The sequence below is a fragment of the Paramagnetospirillum magneticum AMB-1 genome (assembly GCF_000009985.1).
Taxonomy (GTDB): Bacteria; Pseudomonadota; Alphaproteobacteria; order Rhodospirillales; family Magnetospirillaceae; genus Phaeospirillum; species Phaeospirillum magneticum.
This window is the reverse complement of sequence record NC_007626.1, coordinates 917,886-933,634: the sequence shown is the minus strand read 5'-3', so window position 1 is coordinate 933,634 and position 15,749 is coordinate 917,886. Positions and strand designations below refer to the sequence as shown.

The following is a 15,749-nucleotide window of genomic DNA, read 5'->3' as shown; positions in this document are numbered from 1 at the left end:
GCCCCATGTCAAAGCATACGGTCATCGCCGCCGCCTGCGCCCTGTTGCTGGCGGCGGGGACCGGCGCCTGGTTCCTGGCGGGCCGCACCCCGGCCTCCGGCGGCGACGAGCTGGCGGCGGTGCCGGGCGACGGCCTGGTCACCTTCGCCCGCATCCAGACCGAGATGAACCGCGCCGGGGCCGGGCGCCCCGCCCTGCCCGCCGACGCCAATGCCGACAAGCTGGAAGCCATCGGCGGCGCGCTCAGGGAGTTCCTGGCCGGCAACACGGTCAAGGCCTCCAACATGCTCGACGACATCGATGCCGAGATCGACCTTCGGGTCCCCACCGACGAGCAGGTGGCCGCCGACCCGCTGCTGGCCGACAAGGAGGAATGGCTGGTCAGCTATTTCGAATTGCTGCCCGACGCCCCCCAGGGCAAGGGCGTCAAGGCCGACACCTATGTCTTCATCCGCTATGCCCTGACGCTCCGCAAGGTCGAGGCCATCCTGCTGGCCGAGACCATGCCGTCCACCAAGGGCTATGATCTGGTGGCCCGCAAGTCCGAACCCGAACCCTCGGTGTTTGACGGCATGAACCTGCGCTTTCCCTGCCGGATCGTCACCAACCACCGCGCCCTGCTGGAAGAGGCCGCCAAGCGCATGGGACCTCTCATGGGCGGGCCGCTGACCGATTGCCCCACGCCCAAGGGCCGCGAATCCGACTTCAACCTGCTGGAGCGTATCGCCCGCGATCCGGCCGGCGCCCTGACCTCGGTCAGCAATGGCCACGGCCATTTGCCGCGCGATCTCAAGACACCGCTGATGACCGCCGCCGCCAAGGGCCGTTTGGCCGACGTGGAAAAGGCCATGAAGGCCGGGGCCGACCCCCACCGGGCCGATGCCCGCGGCCGCACGGCGCTCCACTACCTTTTGGGCAATCAGACCCTGCCGGCCGACGAGCGGGCCCAGGCGATCAAGCTCCTATACTGATGCCCCCCTCCCTTGAAGGGACTTCCCCCTGCCCCAATCTGTGAGGGGGAGAGCCTGAAGATCCCATAGCGAGGGAGGGTGCGCATGATCGTCAAGACCATCTTGAAATCCAAGGCCCGAGGCGGAGGGATCATCTCCGTCACCCCCGAGGCCAGTATCGGCGACGCCGCCCGTCTGCTGGCCCAACACAAGATCGGCGCCGTTCTGGTCATGAACGGCGACCGGGTGGCGGGAATCCTGTCGGAACGCGATATCGTCCGAGGCCTGGCCGACGCGGTGGACGTCTGCATCACCGCCAAGGTGCGGGACCTGATGACCGCCGAGGTCTTCGTCTGCCACGAGGACGACACCGTCGAACGTCTGATGGAGATCATGACCGCCAAGCGCATCCGTCACTTGCCGGTGATGGACAACAACGGCGACGTGGCCGGCATCGTCACCATCGGCGACGTGGTGAAGTCCCGGCTGGACGAAACCAAGATGGAAGCGGAATCCCTGCGCGATTACGTGATGGCGGGGCGCTGAGGCCCGTCAGGTGATGACTCAGGCCTAGCGCAGTTGCCATTCCTGCGCCGGGCCCGAGGACAGCCCAAAGCGGAAGTGCGGGCACTCGCCATCCCGGTCGTCCTGGCCCTCCAGCCTGGCCGTCGCGTTGCAGCAGCGCTCCAGCGTGAAGTAGCGGCAGGCATGGCAGCGAATGGCGAGGACAGGCCGCTCGGACAGGGCCGCGGTGGCAAGCATCTACGTATTTCCCCCAGTGACTCGCTACGATCTACCTTGCCCGGTCACCCAGCTCAATAGGGTCCCCACCCGAAGAAGGCGAAATTTCATCGCATTCATACTTTTGCACCGGGTTCTCTTCCATGAAGGACTTCACACAAGCACCCGCCCTGCCGATCGTGGCTGGGACCCGGCTTCTCAGGCGGCGGCGGTGACGCCTTTCAGGAAGTTTTGAAGCTCCTGGCGCTGGGCCTGCCATTGGGCCTCCTCCTCCCGCTCCTGGCGGCGGATTTCGGGATGGTCGCGCAGCTGGTGCAGATAGCGCATGAGATAGGGCATGTGCCCGGCCCTCTCCTGCTCGGACCGCCCCAGGCTGGTGCTGAACCGCTCGAGAAAATGGGAGGTGACCCGTCCGAACACACGGTGGACGCTCAGGGTCAGGAACTCCCCCCAATTGGCGGCATATTGCTGATGCGCCAGCAGCAGGTAGTCACGCAATGCCCCTTCGCGCGCTTTTTGCTGAAACACGCGGGGCTCCATCTCCTGCTCGTACAGATCCTGGCAGCGCTGCCAACCGGCATGCAGCGCGCCGGCCAGGTCGCGGGTGGGATCGAACAGGGATTTCAGCGTCTCGATCTCTACATTGCCGATGCGCGGCAGGTCATAGGCCTCGGGCGTGGGGGGCTGCAGCATCTCGCGCAGAATCCTGGTCGTCTCCTTGACCTGGAAGACGCGGCTGCCGTCGTCGCGGACCCGCTCCACCAGCCGCATCTCGTCCCAGGCCAGGCGCCACCGCTCCAGCAGATCCTCGGCCAGGGGATTATCCACGTATTCCCAGAAGCTCTCGCTGTCGACGACCTTCCAGTCGCAGCGTGACGTCATCTGGCGCAACCGGCGGCTCTTCAGCAGCTCGGGCATGATCAGGCGCTCGACCACCCGGCGGAAGCGATCCGCGAATTCGGGCGACAGGAAGAAGGGCGGCGGCAGCTTGCGGCTGACACAGGCATTGCGCTTGTGAAAGACCACCAGCACCTCGTCGATCCGCCGGGCCACCGCCTCGGCGCACAGGACCTCGAACGTCGCGTAGCCGCCGTGCGGCGGGGGAAGCTCGGCCTGGGTATAATGCAGGCGGTTCAGCAGGTGGGCCAGGTGGGGCGGCAGGCTGTACTCCACGTCCTGAGTGGCGACAGGCACCACCGTGGCCCCCGCTTCGGACTCGGATGACCGGTCCAAGGACGGCTGGATGGCGGCGGGAGACATTCTACGACCCATGGCGTGATCCTCTGTCAAAATGTGGTCTAGCAGCGAGATGCGGGTGAAGTTCAGCAAGGCCGAGGCGACGTCCCGCCGGGCCCCGGAATCGACGGCCACCAGATAGCGCCGCCGCAGCAGGTGGATACGGTCGGCAATGGCATCATGCCCGTCGCGATGGGCGTAAAAGCTGGGGCAGCCGATGCCGGACAGCAGATCCTCCTCGCGGCTGAAATGCTCGGACATCAAGCCGACGAGATCACGCATGGCGTCGGCGACTCCATCATCGTCCCCGCCCTCCAATCCGGCCTCCAGGCTGTTGAGCAATTCGAGCATGGCCCGGTGCTCGGCATCCAAATCGGCAACACCGATAGACATGGCCTCTTGCCACTGAACGGCCATAGCGCACCCCCAACAGCGAAGTCCCTCGCAAGTTAACGAGCGACAACATCGCATCGAAATTGAGTCTTTTGCTCAACATACCAAGGTATGTAGGGATTTCACCCCAATACCAATGGATGGAAGGCGATAATGTTCTTTATCGTGTTTTTATGTAGCAATCGGTGACGCGAACTACAATCGGGTCAAGACCTGAAATATTCCCGACACAACTTTACGCATATACAACCACACATCCGGGAGTACTTAAAAAAACCCTCCTCTTTCCGCCGCCTGGGCAGGCGTGTACCCTTGGGACCGGCCGGTTACGCACGGGAGGAAACGGTGGGCACCATCTATGTGGCCAGGAGCAAGGGATTGCAGACCTGGGGGGCCGATGTGGGCCTTGGAAAGAATCTCTACGCCATCGGCTATGTGGAGGATGGAGCGCCGGAAGACCTTCTGGCCGCCGGGCTGGCGGGCGAGAAGGACTGGGTCCTGGTCAAGACCCACCAGGCCGCGGACGGCACCGACGAGGCCGCCCTGCTGGAACGCCTGGGCCGTAAGGAGAAGCTGGTGGACCCCACCTATTATCCCCGCATTCGCGGCGCCAGGGGGCTGGTCAAGGTGGACCCGGTCAAGGTGGAAAATTCCATGCGCATCCGCAAGGCGCTGGAAACCGGCCAAGAGCCCAAGGACATCAAGGTCAAGCCGGCCGACATCGCCCAATACCTGATCAACAACGCCCTGGGGTGATTCCCCAGAGTATCCGTTTTATGCGGCTACAGCATCCGTTCGCGGATATGGGCCAGCAACCCGGCCGAGCCGGCCTCGATCATGTCCAGAACCCGCTCGAAACCGCCACCTTGGCCGTAATAGGGATCGGGCACGTCCTTGAGCCCCAATTGCGGCGCGAAGGACAGGAACAGCGCCAGCCGGTCGCGGCGCTCGGGCGGGCAGGCCCGCGCCATCAGGTCAAGGTGCCCCCGATCCATGGCCAGCAGCAGATCGAACTCCTCGAAATCGCTTTTCTTCAACTGTCGGGCCCGCAGGTCCTGCAGTTCGTAGCCACGCCGCCGGGCCGCCTCGGCGGAGCGGGAATCGGGGGGCTCGCCCACGTGATAGGCGTGCGTCCCGGCGGAATCGACGCCGATGCGCTCCGCCAGTCCCTCGGCCGCCACCAGGGCGCGGAACACGCCGTCCGCGGTGGGTGAGCGACAGATATTGCCGGTGCACACGAACAGAACCTTGACCAATGACCTCACTCCCGCCTGCAGCCCGACGCCCCGTGTCTGGCCGGGTCGGATGGTACGCCAGCCCGGGTCCGGGGTCAAAATTCTCAGGCGGCGCGCTGCATCGCCAGGGCATTGCGGGCGGCCCCGGCCAGCCGGGTCCGCAGGTCCCGCCCCTCCCCCAGGGCAGCGGGCAACAGAGCCGCCAGGTCCGGCGAGGAGAGCACGTCCACCACCAGCATGATCCGATCCCGGTCGCTGGGATTGACGACCTTGTGAGGGAAATTGAAATCGCCCGTCCAAGCCTGGCCCTCGGGATAAGCCACCGCGAGATGGCCGAGCAGGGTATAGGCCTGGGGCGGGGCATGGATGGGCACCAGCAGGCGGCATTCCTTGTCCTGGATGGACTGGGGCTCGAAATGCCAGTCCAGCACGTGCCCCGGCCCCTGCCTCATGTAATGGGCGCGCACCAGTGCCCCGGGCAGGCGCGAGAGAAAGCCGGCCGCGGCGGGAATTGCTTGGGCCAATGGAGCGAGAACGACCTCTCCGCCCGACCATCCCGTCAGGGGAATGGACGTCCAGCTTCCGTCGCAGGAGCCGAAGCAATGCCGCTCCTCCTGGGCCAGCGTCGCATCCAGGCGGTCGAATTCGGCAGCCAAGGCCCCGTGATCGCAGGCGATGTCGGCCGGACCATGCAGGACGAGCCCGCTCCCCATGGTCATGGCCTGCCAGGGAAGCAGCGGTTCGGGAGCAGGCCGCACAACCTCACTCGCTTCAGTAACAGCCATAACAGACCTCCGGTTGTCTTTACTGCGAATACATCATTCATGATGATGTGCCTGATGATAATTTCAAGCTAATGATTGCCGTTACGCGGTCTTGACCACTCAAGTCCGCTCGGGTTCCATGGACCTTTCCCCAGCGGCAGGAGTCTCCCATGCCCTCCCTTCCCGGCAATGGAACCATCGTCGTCCTGACCGGCGCCGGAATTTCCAAGGAATCCGGCCTGGACACCTTCCGCGACAAGGACGGCATCTGGGCCAAGGTCCGCATGGAGGACGTGGCGACGCCCGACGGCTTTCGCCGCGACCCGGCCAAGGTGCACGCCTTCTACAATGCGCGGCGGCGCAATCTGGCCGAGGGCGGCGTCGCCCCCAACGCGGCCCACGCCGCCCTGGCCCGGCTGGAGAGGGAGTGGCCGGGCGAAGTGCTGCTGGTGACCCAGAACATCGACGACCTACACGAGCGGGCCGGGTCGGAAAACCTGATCCACATGCATGGCGAGCTGCTGAAGATCCGTTGCGTCAAATGCGCCCGGCCCTTCGCCTGGACCCGGGACCTGGGGATCGAGGACAAGTGCCCCGATTGCTACCGCGTCGGCTCGCTGCGCCCCCATGTGGTGTGGTTCGGCGAGGTGCCGCTGCACATGGAGCGCATTTTCGAGGCACTGGCCCAATGCGCCCTGTTCCTGTCCATCGGCACCTCGGGCCATGTCTACCCGGCGGCGGGCTTCGTCCAGACGGTGCGAGGGCTGGGCCGCGCCCAGGCGGTCGAGCTTAATCTGGAGCCCTCGGAAGGGGCGTCGCTGTTCCACGAATCCCGCCTGGGGCCTGCCTCCCGCCTAGTTCCCGCGTTCGTCGAGGATCTGCTGTCACGCTAACCGCTCTTGACTCCTGACGCGATATGAGTAGCCATGTGCCGTCATTTCTAAGGGGGACACCTGATATGACGGCCCATGGCGGAGACGGAAAGTCCCGCAACGTCGCCGGCCTGATGCTCGCCGCCATCGGCGTGGTGTTCGGCGACATCGGCACCAGCCCGCTCTATGCCATGAAGGAAACCTTCAGCGGCCCGCATGCCGTTGCCATGGACAAAGGCAACATCCTGGGCGTGCTGTCCCTGGTGTTCTGGGCCATCACCATCATCGTGTCGTTCAAATACGTCATCATCATCATGCGCGCCGACAATCGCGGCGAGGGCGGGTCCTTGGCGCTGCTGGCCCTGGTCAGCCACGCCGCCGAGAGCAACCGCCGCCTGTCGCTGATGGTCAGCGCCCTGGGCATCTTCGCCGCCGCCCTGTTCTACGGCGATTCCATCATCACGCCGGCCATCTCGGTGCTGTCGGCGGTGGAGGGATTGCAGGTCGCCGCCCCTCACCTGGAACAATGGGTCGTCCCATTGACCATCGTCATCCTGTTCGTGCTGTTCGCCATCCAGAGCCACGGCACCGACCTGGTGGGCAAGATGTTCGGCCCGGTGATGCTGGTATGGTTCCTGACCCTGGCCATCTTAGGAATCCGCAACCTGTCGCACGCCCCCAGCGTGCTGGCGGCGCTGAGCCCCCATTACGCCATCTCCTTCCTGTTCCGCGAGGGATGGCACGCCTTCCTGGCCCTGGGCTCGGTGGTGCTGGCGGTGACCGGGGCCGAGGCGCTTTACACCGACATGGGCCATTTCGGCCGCCTGCCCATCCGGCTGGCCTGGTACCTGCTGGTGCTGCCCGCCCTGATCCTGAACTATTTCGGCCAGGGCGCCCTGCTGATCTACAATCCCGAAGCCATCGCCAACCCGTTCTTCAATCTGGCCCCGGCCAGCCTGGCCCTGCCCCTGGTGATCCTGGCCACCCTGGCCACGGTGATCGCCTCGCAGGCGGTGATCTCGGGCGCCTTCTCGGTGACGCGCCAGGCCATCCAGCTGGGCTTCCTGCCGCGCATGGAGATCATTCACACCTCGGAAGAGGAAATGGGGCAGATCTACCTGCCCTTCGTGAACTGGCTGCTCATGTGCATGGTCATGGTCCTGGTGGTGGGCTTCAAGACCTCGTCCAACCTGGCCGCCGCCTATGGCGTGGCGGTGACCGGCACCATGGTGATCGACGCCCTGCTGGTCGGCACGGTGATGCTGCTGATCTGGAAGTGGAATCCGCGCAAGGTGAAATGGCTGATCGGCGGCTTCCTGGTGGTGGATCTGGCCTTCTTCCTGGCCAATTCCATCAAGATCCCGGACGGCGGCTGGTTCCCCCTGGTGGTCGGCGGATTGCTGTTCACCATCCTCACCACCTGGAAGGACGGCCGCAAGCGCCTGCTGGCGCGCCTGAAGGCCGACGCCCTGCCGGTAGAGGACTTCCTGGCCTCGCTGTCGGACCGGGTGCCGCGCGTGCCCGGCACCGCGGTGTTCCTGACCGGCACCTCCGAGGGCGTGCCCATCGCCCTGCTGCACAACATGAAGCACAACAAGATCGTCCACGAGCGCGTGGTGCTGCTGACCGTCATCGTCGAGGAAGTGCCCTTCGTGCCCGAGGAGCGGCGGCTGGAAAACCGGCTGCTGGCGCCCAACTTCCACCGGGTGTTCCTGCGCTACGGCTTCATGGAGAGCCCGAACATCCCCAAGGCCCTGGCCCATGCCCGCACCGACCAGCTGGGCTTCTTCTACGAGCCCATGTCGGTGTCCTACTTCGTCTCGCGGGAAACGCTGCTGCCCACCGAAAAGCCGGGGCTCCGGGGCTTGCGCGACACCCTGTTCGCCACCCTGGCCCGCATGGCGACCAGCGCCATGGACTTCTTCCATCTCCCCAGCAATCGCGTCGTCGAGCTGGGCAGTCAGATCGAGATCTAGGCCATGGAGACTCCCGCCACCGAAAAGCCCGCCGGCGAGAAGTCCGGCACCGAAAAAATCGGCGTCAAGCGCCTGGGAGCCCTGTCCCTGGCCGCCATCGGCGTGGTCTACGGCGATATCGGCACCAGCCCGCTCTATACGCTGAAGGAGTGCTTCGACCCCGACCACGGCATTCCGTCCTCGCCGGAAAACGTCATCGGCATCGCCTCCCTGGTGTTCTGGGCCATCATCCTGGTGGTCACCATCAAATACGTGCTGTTCGTCATGCGTGCCGACAACCGGGGCGAGGGCGGCATCCTGGCCCTGCTGGCCCTGGCCATCCGCGCCACCGGCGGCGATCGCGGCCTGGTGGGACCGCTGGTGGGGCTCGGCCTGTTCGGCGCCGCCCTGTTCATCGGCGACGGCATGATCACCCCAGCCATCTCGGTCCTGTCGGCCATCGAGGGCCTCGAGGTGGGGACCCCGTTCTTCGCGCCCTATGTGGTGCCGCTGACCCTGATCGTGCTGGTGGCGCTGTTCACCATCCAGAGCCACGGCACCGAGCTGGTCGGGCGCCTGTTCGGCCCGGTGATGGTGGTGTGGTTCCTGACCATCGCCGCCCTGGGCCTGACCGAGGTGGTGGGACATCCGCACATCCTGATGGCGGTCAACCCGGCCTATGGCCTGACCTTCCTGTTCACCCACGGATGGATCGCCTTCGTGGTCATGGGCTCGGTGGTGCTGGCGGTGACCGGCGGCGAGGCGCTTTACGCCGACATGGGCCATTTCGGCAAGCTGCCCATCCAGATGGCGTGGTTCGCCCTGGTGCTGCCGGCGCTGACGCTGAACTATTTCGGCCAGGCGGCCCTGATCCTCGACAATCCCGAGGCCGCCCGGAACCCGTTCTACATGCTGGTGCCGGGCTGGGGCCTTTATCCCATGGTGATCCTGGCCACCCTGGCCACGGTGATCGCCAGCCAGGCGGTGATCTCGGGCGTGTTCTCGCTGTCGCGCCAGGCGGTACAACTGGGCTACTCGCCCCGTCTCGATATCCGCCACACCTCGGACGAGGAAGAGGGGCAGATCTATATCCCGCGCGCCAATTGGGGATTGCTGCTGGGTATCGTCGCCCTGGTGGTCGGCTTCAAGAGTTCCAGCAATCTGGCCGCCGCCTACGGCATCGCGGTGACCGGCACCATGGCCGCCACCACCATCCTGGCGCTGGTGGTGGCCCACCGCTCGTGGAACTGGCCGCTGTGGCTGTGCCTGGGCCTGGGCGCGGTGTTCCTGGCGGTGGATCTGGGCTTTCTGGGCGCCAACCTGCTGAAGGTCACCCAGGGCGGCTGGTTCCCCCTGGCGGTGGGGCTGGGCATGCTGCTGCTGATGGCCACCTGGCGCAAGGGGCGCGACATCCTGTCGCGGCGCCTCGCCGACGGCGCCCTGCCGCTGGACATGTTCATGCAGCAGCAGAAGGACTCGACCTCGATCCTGCGGGTGCGTGGCACCGCCGTGTTCATGACCGGAGGCACCGACACGGTGCCCATCGCCCTGCTGCACAATCTCAAGCACAACAAGGTGCTGCACCAGCGAGTGGTGTTCCTGACGGTGATCACCGAGGACATTCCCCGCGTTTCCGCCCGCGACCGGGTGGTGGTGGAGGGGCTGGCCGAGGGCTTCTACCGCATCACCGTGCGCTACGGCTTCTTCCAGGAGCCGGACATTCCCAAGGTGCTGCGCCTGTGCAAGGCCTTCGGCCTGGAATTCGAGATGATGGACACCTCGTTCTTCCTGGGGCGCGAGACGCTGGTGCCGTCCACCCATCCCGAGATGCCCGAATGGCGCGAGCGCCTGTTCGTCATCATGAGCCGCAACGCCGTTTCGGCCACCGACTTCTTCCGCATTCCGGCGGGTCGCGTGGTGGAACTGGGCATCCAGGTCCAGCTGTAGCCATAAAAAGGCCCCCCGCCGGCCAGGCGGGGGGCTTGTTCCCGTCCCTGGGATCAGGCGACGGTCTCGACCTTGCCTTCCAGATCCATCAGCAGCAACTCCACCGCCAGGGTGGGATGCTTGGCATTGATGGCCGTGCGCAGCGCCCGCAGCTTGGCGGTGTGGGAAGCGGTCTCGGTGGCCGCGTCCTTGGCCGAATCCGGCCCCAGGAACACCTTGTAGGCGCCGCAATCGCGGTGATCCATCACGATGACCTTCTGGATGTGGTGCAGGTCCAGGGCGACCTGGACATGGTCCCAGAAGGTCTGGCCCCAGGACAGGTTCTTGTCCTGCAGCACCCCCAGCGAAGCGCCGGCCAGCACCACATGGTCGTACTTGTTGGTCATGGCCCGCCCATCCATGTAGCGGACGATGTCGTCCATCAGGCGATAATCCATGCAAGACAGCAGCAGGGCCTCGGTCCCGCCGGCGGCAAGGCTGATGCTCGGCTTGAAATTGACCCAAAGGGCGGCGCCGGCCCCCAGGGCCAGCTTGACGAATCCCCGGCGGGACAGGTCCTTGAAGGCATCGGTGCAGCAATCGGACATCTTGGCGTTTCCTTTCGGGTTGACCGCTCCGGGCGGCATGGGCCCGGAGGAGCCGTTCCATGCGGCCAGGAAAGCTTAGTCCAATCGTATGGGCCTTTAAAGCGGCGCCACATCCGCACGTTCAGATAATCTTGGCTTCCTCGTCGCCGGAAAAAACCCCCGACACTCCCGACAGGTAAGAGCGCATGGACCGGCGATCCAGCAGCTTGTCCTGGGCGGCGGGCGGCAGGTCGGTGAAGGCGATCAGGCGCTTTTCCACCAGCACCGCCACCAGATCCTCGACCACGCGGATAAAAGCGAGGTCAGAGGCGAGAAAGCGGGCGGAGCCGCGCTCGGTCCCGGTGTCGCGGAACAGGAAGTCCAGCACGTCGGGATGGCTGGCCGGCAAGCTTTCGGCTGCGACCTCGGTGGCGTGTTCGGACAATCCGACCACACGGCCGAGGGCATCGCGGCTGACATAGGGCATGGCGTCATTCCTTGGGCGAGACCCGATGCGCGAGGTTACCCCATAGCCCGCATCGGGTCGCCGGCAAAAACAACCCTGACGAAAGATATGGTTACAGAGTGATTCAAAGCGTGGGCGGACTTTGGCCGTGGCGGCATGGTTGAATTGACCATCAGCAATCCCCACCCTGGCGAAAGGGTGGACCATCGGGGAGGCGTCCCATGCGCACACTGGTCTGGTCCGAGCATTTCGCCCTGGGTCACGAAAGAATAGACCGCGAACACCAGCGCCTTCTCGAGCTCTCCGCACAAATCGAAGCAAAGGCGGAAACTTCCATCAGCATCGAGGATGTTCTGCCGCTGTGCCGTGATTTTTTCCGCCTGCTGGTCGCCCATTGCTTCTATGAGGAGCAATTGCTGCGCAAGCTGCCTCGGGACCGCTTCGGCGCCCATGTGGACGAGCATTGCGGCGGCCACGCTCGCTTGATCAAGCAGGCGCAGACCGTCCTGACCGGGCAGATTCCCAGCGGGTTCGAGAGTCTTCCGGCCTTTCTCGGCGCCTATTTCGAGCTGATGCACGATCTTCTGGTCGACGACACCGAACTGGTCGGCGCCCTGATCCGCGAGGGCTATCACCACCCTGGGGCGCCCGGGGCGGAGACCGGTTGGCGGGGCGAAATCGGCGTGCACCCGGTTTGACAACCGGGCGCCGTGGGTGTAGCCATCGGGCATGGCTCCACCTCCCCTCCTCGCGCTCCGCGACGTTCGTCTGACCTTCGGCGGCACCCCGCTTTTTGAAGGCGTCACCACCTGGGTCGCCAAGGGCGACAAGACCTGTCTGGTCGGCCGCAACGGCTCGGGCAAGTCGACGCTGCTCAAGGTCCTGGCCGGCGAGATTCTGCCTGATTCCGGCGAACGCTTCGTCCAGCCCGGCGCCTCCATCGCCGTGCTGCCCCAGGACCCCATCATCCTGGCCCCCACCATCGCCGACTATGTGGCGCAAGGATTGCCGCCCGCCGAGCGCGACCAGATGTATCGGGTCGACGCGGTACTGGATGCCGTGGGCATCGACGGCGCCCGCGACCCCGTGGCGCTGTCGGGTGGCGAGGGACGCCGGGCCGCCCTGGCCCGCGCCCTGGTGGGCCAGCCCGACGCCCTGCTGCTGGACGAGCCCACCAACCATCTGGACCTGCCCACCATCTTGTGGCTGGAGGAATGGCTGTCGTCCTATGGCGGCGCCCTGGTGATGATCAGCCACGACCGCCGCTTCCTGGAGACGGTGTCGAAACAGACCCTGTGGCTGGAGCGGGGCGTGGTGCGCCGCGCCGAGTTCGGCTTCGAGAAGTTCCCCGCCTGGCAGGACGAGGTCTTCGCCGCCGAGGAGGCGGAGCTGGCCCGCATGAATACCCGCATGCGCCAGGAGATGCACTGGCTGGCACGCGGCGTCACGGCGCGCCGCAAGCGCAACATGGGCCGCCTCAGGGCCTTGCAGGGCCTGCGCAGCGAGCGGGCCGAGCGCAAGTCCCAGGTGCTGGCCGCCGGCCGTCAGGTCAATCTGGCCACGGATTCCGGCGACCTGTCCGGCCGCCTGGTGATCGAGGCGGAAAACGTCACCAAGGCGTTCGGCGACAAGCGCATCTGCCAGGATTTCTCCACCCGCATCCTGCGCGGCGACCGGGTGGGGCTGATCGGCCCCAACGGCGCCGGCAAGACCACGCTGCTGCGCATGCTGACCGGGGAACTGGCCCCCGATGGCGGCGTGGTGCGCCTAGGGACCAATCTGGAGACCGCCTATTTTGACCAGCGCCGCGCCGCGCTCGACCCCGACAAGAGCGTCTGGGACACCCTGACCGACGGCCGCGGCGACAATGTCTGGGTGCGGGGCACCCCCCAGCACGTGGTCGGCTACATGAAAGACTTCCTGTTCTCCGAGGCCCAGGCCCGCACCCCGGTCCGCGCCCTGTCGGGCGGCGAGCGCAACCGCCTGCTGCTGGCAAAGCTGCTGGCCAAGCCCTCCAACCTGCTGATCCTGGACGAGCCGACCAACGATCTCGACATGGAGACCCTGGACCTGCTGGAAGAGGTGCTGGCCGATTACGACGGCACCCTGCTGGTGGTCAGCCACGACCGCGACTTCCTCGACCGTCTGGTGACCAGCGTCATCGCCGTGGAGGGCGACGCAGAGGTCTCGGAATATGTGGGCGGCTATTCGGACTATCTGCGCCAGCGGCCCGCCAAGCCGGCCAATGCCGCGCCCAAGCCGCCTTCCAAGCCCCAGGCCCAGCCTAAGCCCCAAAGCGCCCGCACCCGCCTGTCCTACAACGAGCAGCGGGAACTGGACCAGCTTCCCAGCCGCATCGATAAACTGACGGCGGAGATCGCCAAGCTGGAGACCGACCTGGCCGATCCCGCCCTCTATGCCAAGGATGCCGCCCGCTTCCAGACGCTGGCCGCCCGCGCCGAGGCGGCCCGCGCCGAGCTGGATGACGCCGAGGTACGCTGGCTGGAGCTGGAGGCCAAGCGGGAAGAGGCGGGGGGGAAGTGACCGTGCAAGATGTCATGCTGAGCGCCAGCGAAGCATCTTTCACCCGTGATGCCCGAAGCTCGTGCCTGAAAGATCCTTCGCCTATGGCTCAGGATGACATGGAGAGGTGCGCTCCATGACCCCCTCCTTCCGGAGCGCGGGCGTCCCGCCCGCATGGCCATGACCGCCCCCTCGCGCCTCACGCCCCTGGAATGGGCCTCGGCCACCCTGGTGGTCACCCTGTGGGGCCTCAATTTCGTGGCGGTGAAGACGGCCTTGGGCACCTTGCCGCCCTTCCTGCTGACCGCCTTGCGCTTCGCCTGCACCGCGCTGATCCTGGCGCCGTTCTTCCGCCCCAGCCGCGCCCAGTTGCCCGGCATCCTCCTGCTGGCCCTGTTGCTGGGGGTCGGGCATTTCGGCCTGATGTTCTTCGGTGTCGCCGGCATGGACGCCGCCACCGCCGCCATCGTCATCGAGCTGTCCATTCCCTTCTCCGCCATCCTGGCCTGGGCCTTCTTCGGCGAGGTGCTGGGAGTCTGGCGCAGCCTGGGGCTGGCGGTGTCGTTCATCGGCGTCGCCCTGCTGGCCGGCGAGCCCCACCTGCCCCGCCTCACGCCGTTCATCGCCGTGGTGGCCTCGGGCTTCGCCTGGGCCTTGGCCAATGTGGTGATCAAGCGCTTAGGCGCCATCAATCCCCTGGCGCTGAACGGTTGGATGGCCATGCTGGCCTCGCCCTTGCTGCTGGGCCTGTCGCTGGCGACGGAAAGCGGGCAGATGGAGGCGCTGGCCGCCACCGGGATCAAGGGCTGGAGCGGCGTGGCCTACACCATCGTCGGCTCGACCCTGATCGCCTATACTCTGTGGTATCGCCTGATCGCCCGTCACCCCATGAACCGGGTGGTGCCCTTCACCCTGCTGGGGCCGGTGGTGGGGCTGGCCGGTGGCGTGCTGCTGCTGGGCGAGCCGCTGACCTGGCACAAGCTGGTGGGCGGCGCCCTGACCGTGCTGGGCGTCGCCGTGGTGGAACTGCTGCCCGGCCGCGCCATCCACCGTGCGGAAGAACCGGAGCCCGGAACATGACCATCATTTCCCGCCCCTCGCCCAATTTCGAGCCGCGCCCGGCCGGGGCCATCGTCGACACCCTGGTGCTGCACTATACCGGCATGGAATCGGGCGAGGCGGCCCTGGCCCGGCTGTGCGACGCCCAAGCCAAGGTCAGCGCCCATTACGTCATCGAGGAAGACGGCCGCGTCTTCGCCCTGGTGCCCGAGGACATGCGCGCCTGGCACGCCGGCGCCTCGTCCTGGCGGGGCGAGCCAGACGTCAATTCCCGCTCCATCGGCATCGAACTGGTCAATCCCGGTCACGAATTCGGCTATCGCGCGTTTCCCGGGGCCCAGATCGAGTCGCTGATCCGCCTGTGCCGGGGAATCCTGGAGCGTCATCCCATTCCGGCCCGCAACGTGGTCGGCCATTCCGACGTGGCGCCCACCCGCAAGGAAGACCCGGGCGAGTTGTTCCCTTGGGCCGACCTGGCCGAGCGCCACGGTATCGGCCTGTGGCCGTGCGGCGAGCCCACGCCGCTGCCGCCCGAGCACGTGCTGCTGTCGGGCCTGGCCCATGTGGGTTACGACATCCACGATCCCAAGGCGACGCTGACCGCCTTCCAGCGCCATTTCCGGCCCTGGAAGGTGGACGGGCTGGTCGACGAGGAAAGCGTCGGCCGCCTGCGCTCGCTGCTCAGGATCGTGCGTTAGGCGCCCTTCTGGATCTTGAAGGTATAGACGCCGGCCTCCTGCTCCTGGCTGAGCAGGGTGTTACCGGTCTGGCGGCAGAAGGCGTCGAAATCGGCGACCGAGCCGGGATCGGTGGCGATCACTTCCAGCACCGCCCCCGCCGTCAGGTCCTTGATGGCCTTCTTGGCGCGCAGAATGGGCAGCGGGCAATTGAGGCCCTTCACGTCCAGAACGGTATTCGACATCCCTGGTCCTCCCTTATGTCGTCTCAGCGGGCTGGCTCGCCCTGTTGATATGAGGCTACACTAATATTAGCCCATATCCCAGTCCATTGATGCCATCGCCTTGCCGGTGATAGCCTGGAT

At 66.0% G+C, this 15,749-nt stretch carries 17 protein-coding genes; 10 read left to right on the top strand and 7 right to left on the bottom strand.

Annotated features, from left to right (window positions below; all coding sequences use genetic code 11):
• Positions 1-5: 5 nt before the first annotated feature.
• Both AMB_RS04450 and AMB_RS04445 read left to right on the top strand, forming a co-directional pair.
• Positions 6-971 carry an ankyrin repeat domain-containing protein gene (locus AMB_RS04450; protein WP_011383316.1) on the top strand — a complete coding sequence of 322 codons (966 nt, stop codon included), beginning with the start codon at positions 6-8 and terminating at the stop codon, positions 969-971.
• An 84-nt stretch (positions 972-1,055) separates the two neighbouring features.
• A complete protein-coding gene (locus AMB_RS04445; RefSeq protein ID WP_011383315.1) occupies positions 1,056-1,496 on the top strand; it encodes a CBS domain-containing protein in 441 nt (146 codons plus the stop codon).
• 24 nt (positions 1,497-1,520) lie between these two features.
• Here the strand turns inward: AMB_RS04445 and AMB_RS04440 are convergent, their stop codons facing one another.
• Together AMB_RS04440 and AMB_RS04435 are read right to left on the bottom strand one after the other, a co-directional pair.
• The gene (locus AMB_RS04440) at positions 1,521-1,712 is read right to left on the bottom strand and encodes a hypothetical protein (protein WP_011383314.1); all 192 of its coding nucleotides are present in this window, start codon (positions 1,710-1,712) and stop codon (positions 1,521-1,523) included.
• Between the two features lie 177 nt (positions 1,713-1,889).
• On the bottom strand, positions 1,890-3,320 hold the full coding sequence (locus AMB_RS04435) for a bacteriohemerythrin (RefSeq protein ID WP_231848969.1): 1,431 nt from the start codon (positions 3,318-3,320) through the stop codon (positions 1,890-1,892).
• A gap of 345 nt (positions 3,321-3,665) precedes the next feature.
• Between AMB_RS04435 and AMB_RS04430 the strand changes: the two genes are divergently transcribed.
• The gene (locus tag AMB_RS04430) at positions 3,666-4,076 is read left to right on the top strand and encodes a hypothetical protein (RefSeq protein ID WP_043743424.1); all 411 of its coding nucleotides are present in this window, start codon (positions 3,666-3,668) and stop codon (positions 4,074-4,076) included.
• Positions 4,077-4,102: 26 nt separating this feature from the next.
• Here AMB_RS04430 and AMB_RS04425 read toward each other — a convergent pair whose 3' ends face one another.
• Positions 4,103-4,576, bottom strand: a complete 474-nt coding sequence (locus tag AMB_RS04425) for a low molecular weight protein-tyrosine-phosphatase (protein ID WP_011383311.1) — start codon at positions 4,574-4,576, stop codon at positions 4,103-4,105.
• Positions 4,577-4,659: 83 nt separating this feature from the next.
• Positions 4,660-5,340, bottom strand: a complete 681-nt coding sequence (locus AMB_RS04420) for an aspartyl/asparaginyl beta-hydroxylase domain-containing protein (RefSeq protein ID WP_011383310.1) — start codon at positions 5,338-5,340, stop codon at positions 4,660-4,662.
• A 149-nt stretch (positions 5,341-5,489) separates the two neighbouring features.
• Here AMB_RS04420 and cobB point away from each other — a divergent pair, with 149 nt between their 5' ends.
• From cobB to AMB_RS04405, 3 genes are all read left to right on the top strand, one after another.
• The gene (gene cobB, locus AMB_RS04415; protein ID WP_011383309.1) at positions 5,490-6,212 is read left to right on the top strand and encodes a Sir2 family NAD+-dependent deacetylase; all 723 of its coding nucleotides are present in this window, start codon (positions 5,490-5,492) and stop codon (positions 6,210-6,212) included.
• A 65-nt stretch (positions 6,213-6,277) separates the two neighbouring features.
• Positions 6,278-8,167, top strand: coding sequence for a potassium transporter Kup (locus AMB_RS04410; RefSeq protein WP_043743417.1), 1,890 nt, complete (start codon positions 6,278-6,280; stop codon positions 8,165-8,167).
• 3 nt (positions 8,168-8,170) lie between these two features.
• Positions 8,171-10,093: a potassium transporter Kup gene (locus tag AMB_RS04405; protein ID WP_011383307.1), complete on the top strand. Its 1,923-nt coding sequence runs from the start codon at positions 8,171-8,173 to the stop codon at positions 10,091-10,093.
• Between the two features lie 53 nt (positions 10,094-10,146).
• Here the strand turns inward: AMB_RS04405 and AMB_RS04400 are convergent, their stop codons facing one another.
• Together AMB_RS04400 and AMB_RS04395 are read right to left on the bottom strand one after the other, a co-directional pair.
• Positions 10,147-10,680: a carbonic anhydrase gene (locus tag AMB_RS04400; protein ID WP_043745992.1), complete on the bottom strand. Its 534-nt coding sequence runs from the start codon at positions 10,678-10,680 to the stop codon at positions 10,147-10,149.
• A 121-nt stretch (positions 10,681-10,801) separates the two neighbouring features.
• On the bottom strand, positions 10,802-11,146 hold the full coding sequence (locus AMB_RS04395; protein ID WP_011383305.1) for a hypothetical protein: 345 nt from the start codon (positions 11,144-11,146) through the stop codon (positions 10,802-10,804).
• Between the two features lie 200 nt (positions 11,147-11,346).
• On the opposite strand from AMB_RS04395, the gene AMB_RS04390 reads away from it, so the two are divergent.
• The 4 genes from AMB_RS04390 (at position 11,347) to AMB_RS04375 (ending at position 15,405) form a co-directional block, all read left to right on the top strand.
• Positions 11,347-11,823, top strand: a complete 477-nt coding sequence (locus tag AMB_RS04390) for a hemerythrin domain-containing protein (protein ID WP_043743416.1) — start codon at positions 11,347-11,349, stop codon at positions 11,821-11,823.
• 31 nt (positions 11,824-11,854) lie between these two features.
• Positions 11,855-13,669 (top strand): ABC-F family ATP-binding cassette domain-containing protein, encoded by a 1,815-nt coding sequence (locus AMB_RS04385; protein ID WP_043743414.1) that lies wholly within the window; start codon positions 11,855-11,857, stop codon positions 13,667-13,669.
• Between the two features lie 153 nt (positions 13,670-13,822).
• Entirely contained in the window at positions 13,823-14,728 is a 906-nt protein-coding gene (locus AMB_RS04380; RefSeq protein ID WP_011383302.1) for a DMT family transporter, read from the top strand.
• Positions 14,725-15,405, top strand: a complete 681-nt coding sequence (locus tag AMB_RS04375) for an N-acetylmuramoyl-L-alanine amidase (RefSeq protein WP_011383301.1) — start codon at positions 14,725-14,727, stop codon at positions 15,403-15,405. The genes AMB_RS04380 and AMB_RS04375 overlap by 4 nt, the downstream gene beginning before the upstream one ends.
• Here the strand turns inward: AMB_RS04375 and AMB_RS04370 are convergent.
• Positions 15,402-15,629, bottom strand: a complete 228-nt coding sequence (locus AMB_RS04370) for a sulfurtransferase TusA family protein (protein WP_011383300.1) — start codon at positions 15,627-15,629, stop codon at positions 15,402-15,404. The two genes, AMB_RS04375 and AMB_RS04370, sit on opposite strands and share 4 nt — an antisense overlap.
• Positions 15,630-15,749 lie beyond the last annotated feature (120 nt).

Bases quoted from the DNA above. Each gene is read 5' to 3' on its own strand.
- AMB_RS04370 (WP_011383300.1), bottom strand. From the start codon at position 15,629: ATGTCGAATACCGTTCTGGACGTGAAGGGCCTCAATTGCCCGCTGCCC.
- cobB (WP_011383309.1), top strand. From the start codon at position 5,490: ATGCCCTCCCTTCCCGGCAATGGAACCATCGTCGTCCTGACCGGCGCC.
- AMB_RS04405 (WP_011383307.1), top strand. From the start codon at position 8,171: ATGGAGACTCCCGCCACCGAAAAGCCCGCCGGCGAGAAGTCCGGCACC.
- AMB_RS04450 (WP_011383316.1), top strand. From the start codon at position 6: ATGTCAAAGCATACGGTCATCGCCGCCGCCTGCGCCCTGTTGCTGGCG.
- AMB_RS04375 (WP_011383301.1), top strand. From the start codon at position 14,725: ATGACCATCATTTCCCGCCCCTCGCCCAATTTCGAGCCGCGCCCGGCC.
- AMB_RS04435 (WP_231848969.1), bottom strand. From the start codon at position 3,320: ATGTCTATCGGTGTTGCCGATTTGGATGCCGAGCACCGGGCCATGCTC.
- AMB_RS04390 (WP_043743416.1), top strand. From the start codon at position 11,347: ATGCGCACACTGGTCTGGTCCGAGCATTTCGCCCTGGGTCACGAAAGA.
- AMB_RS04385 (WP_043743414.1), top strand. From the start codon at position 11,855: ATGGCTCCACCTCCCCTCCTCGCGCTCCGCGACGTTCGTCTGACCTTC.
- AMB_RS04395 (WP_011383305.1), bottom strand. From the start codon at position 11,146: ATGCCCTATGTCAGCCGCGATGCCCTCGGCCGTGTGGTCGGATTGTCC.
- AMB_RS04380 (WP_011383302.1), top strand. From the start codon at position 13,823: ATGGCCATGACCGCCCCCTCGCGCCTCACGCCCCTGGAATGGGCCTCG.
- AMB_RS04440 (WP_011383314.1), bottom strand. From the start codon at position 1,712: ATGCTTGCCACCGCGGCCCTGTCCGAGCGGCCTGTCCTCGCCATTCGC.
- AMB_RS04420 (WP_011383310.1), bottom strand. From the start codon at position 5,340: ATGGCTGTTACTGAAGCGAGTGAGGTTGTGCGGCCTGCTCCCGAACCG.
- AMB_RS04445 (WP_011383315.1), top strand. From the start codon at position 1,056: ATGATCGTCAAGACCATCTTGAAATCCAAGGCCCGAGGCGGAGGGATC.
- AMB_RS04410 (WP_043743417.1), top strand. From the start codon at position 6,278: ATGACGGCCCATGGCGGAGACGGAAAGTCCCGCAACGTCGCCGGCCTG.
- AMB_RS04400 (WP_043745992.1), bottom strand. From the start codon at position 10,680: ATGTCCGATTGCTGCACCGATGCCTTCAAGGACCTGTCCCGCCGGGGA.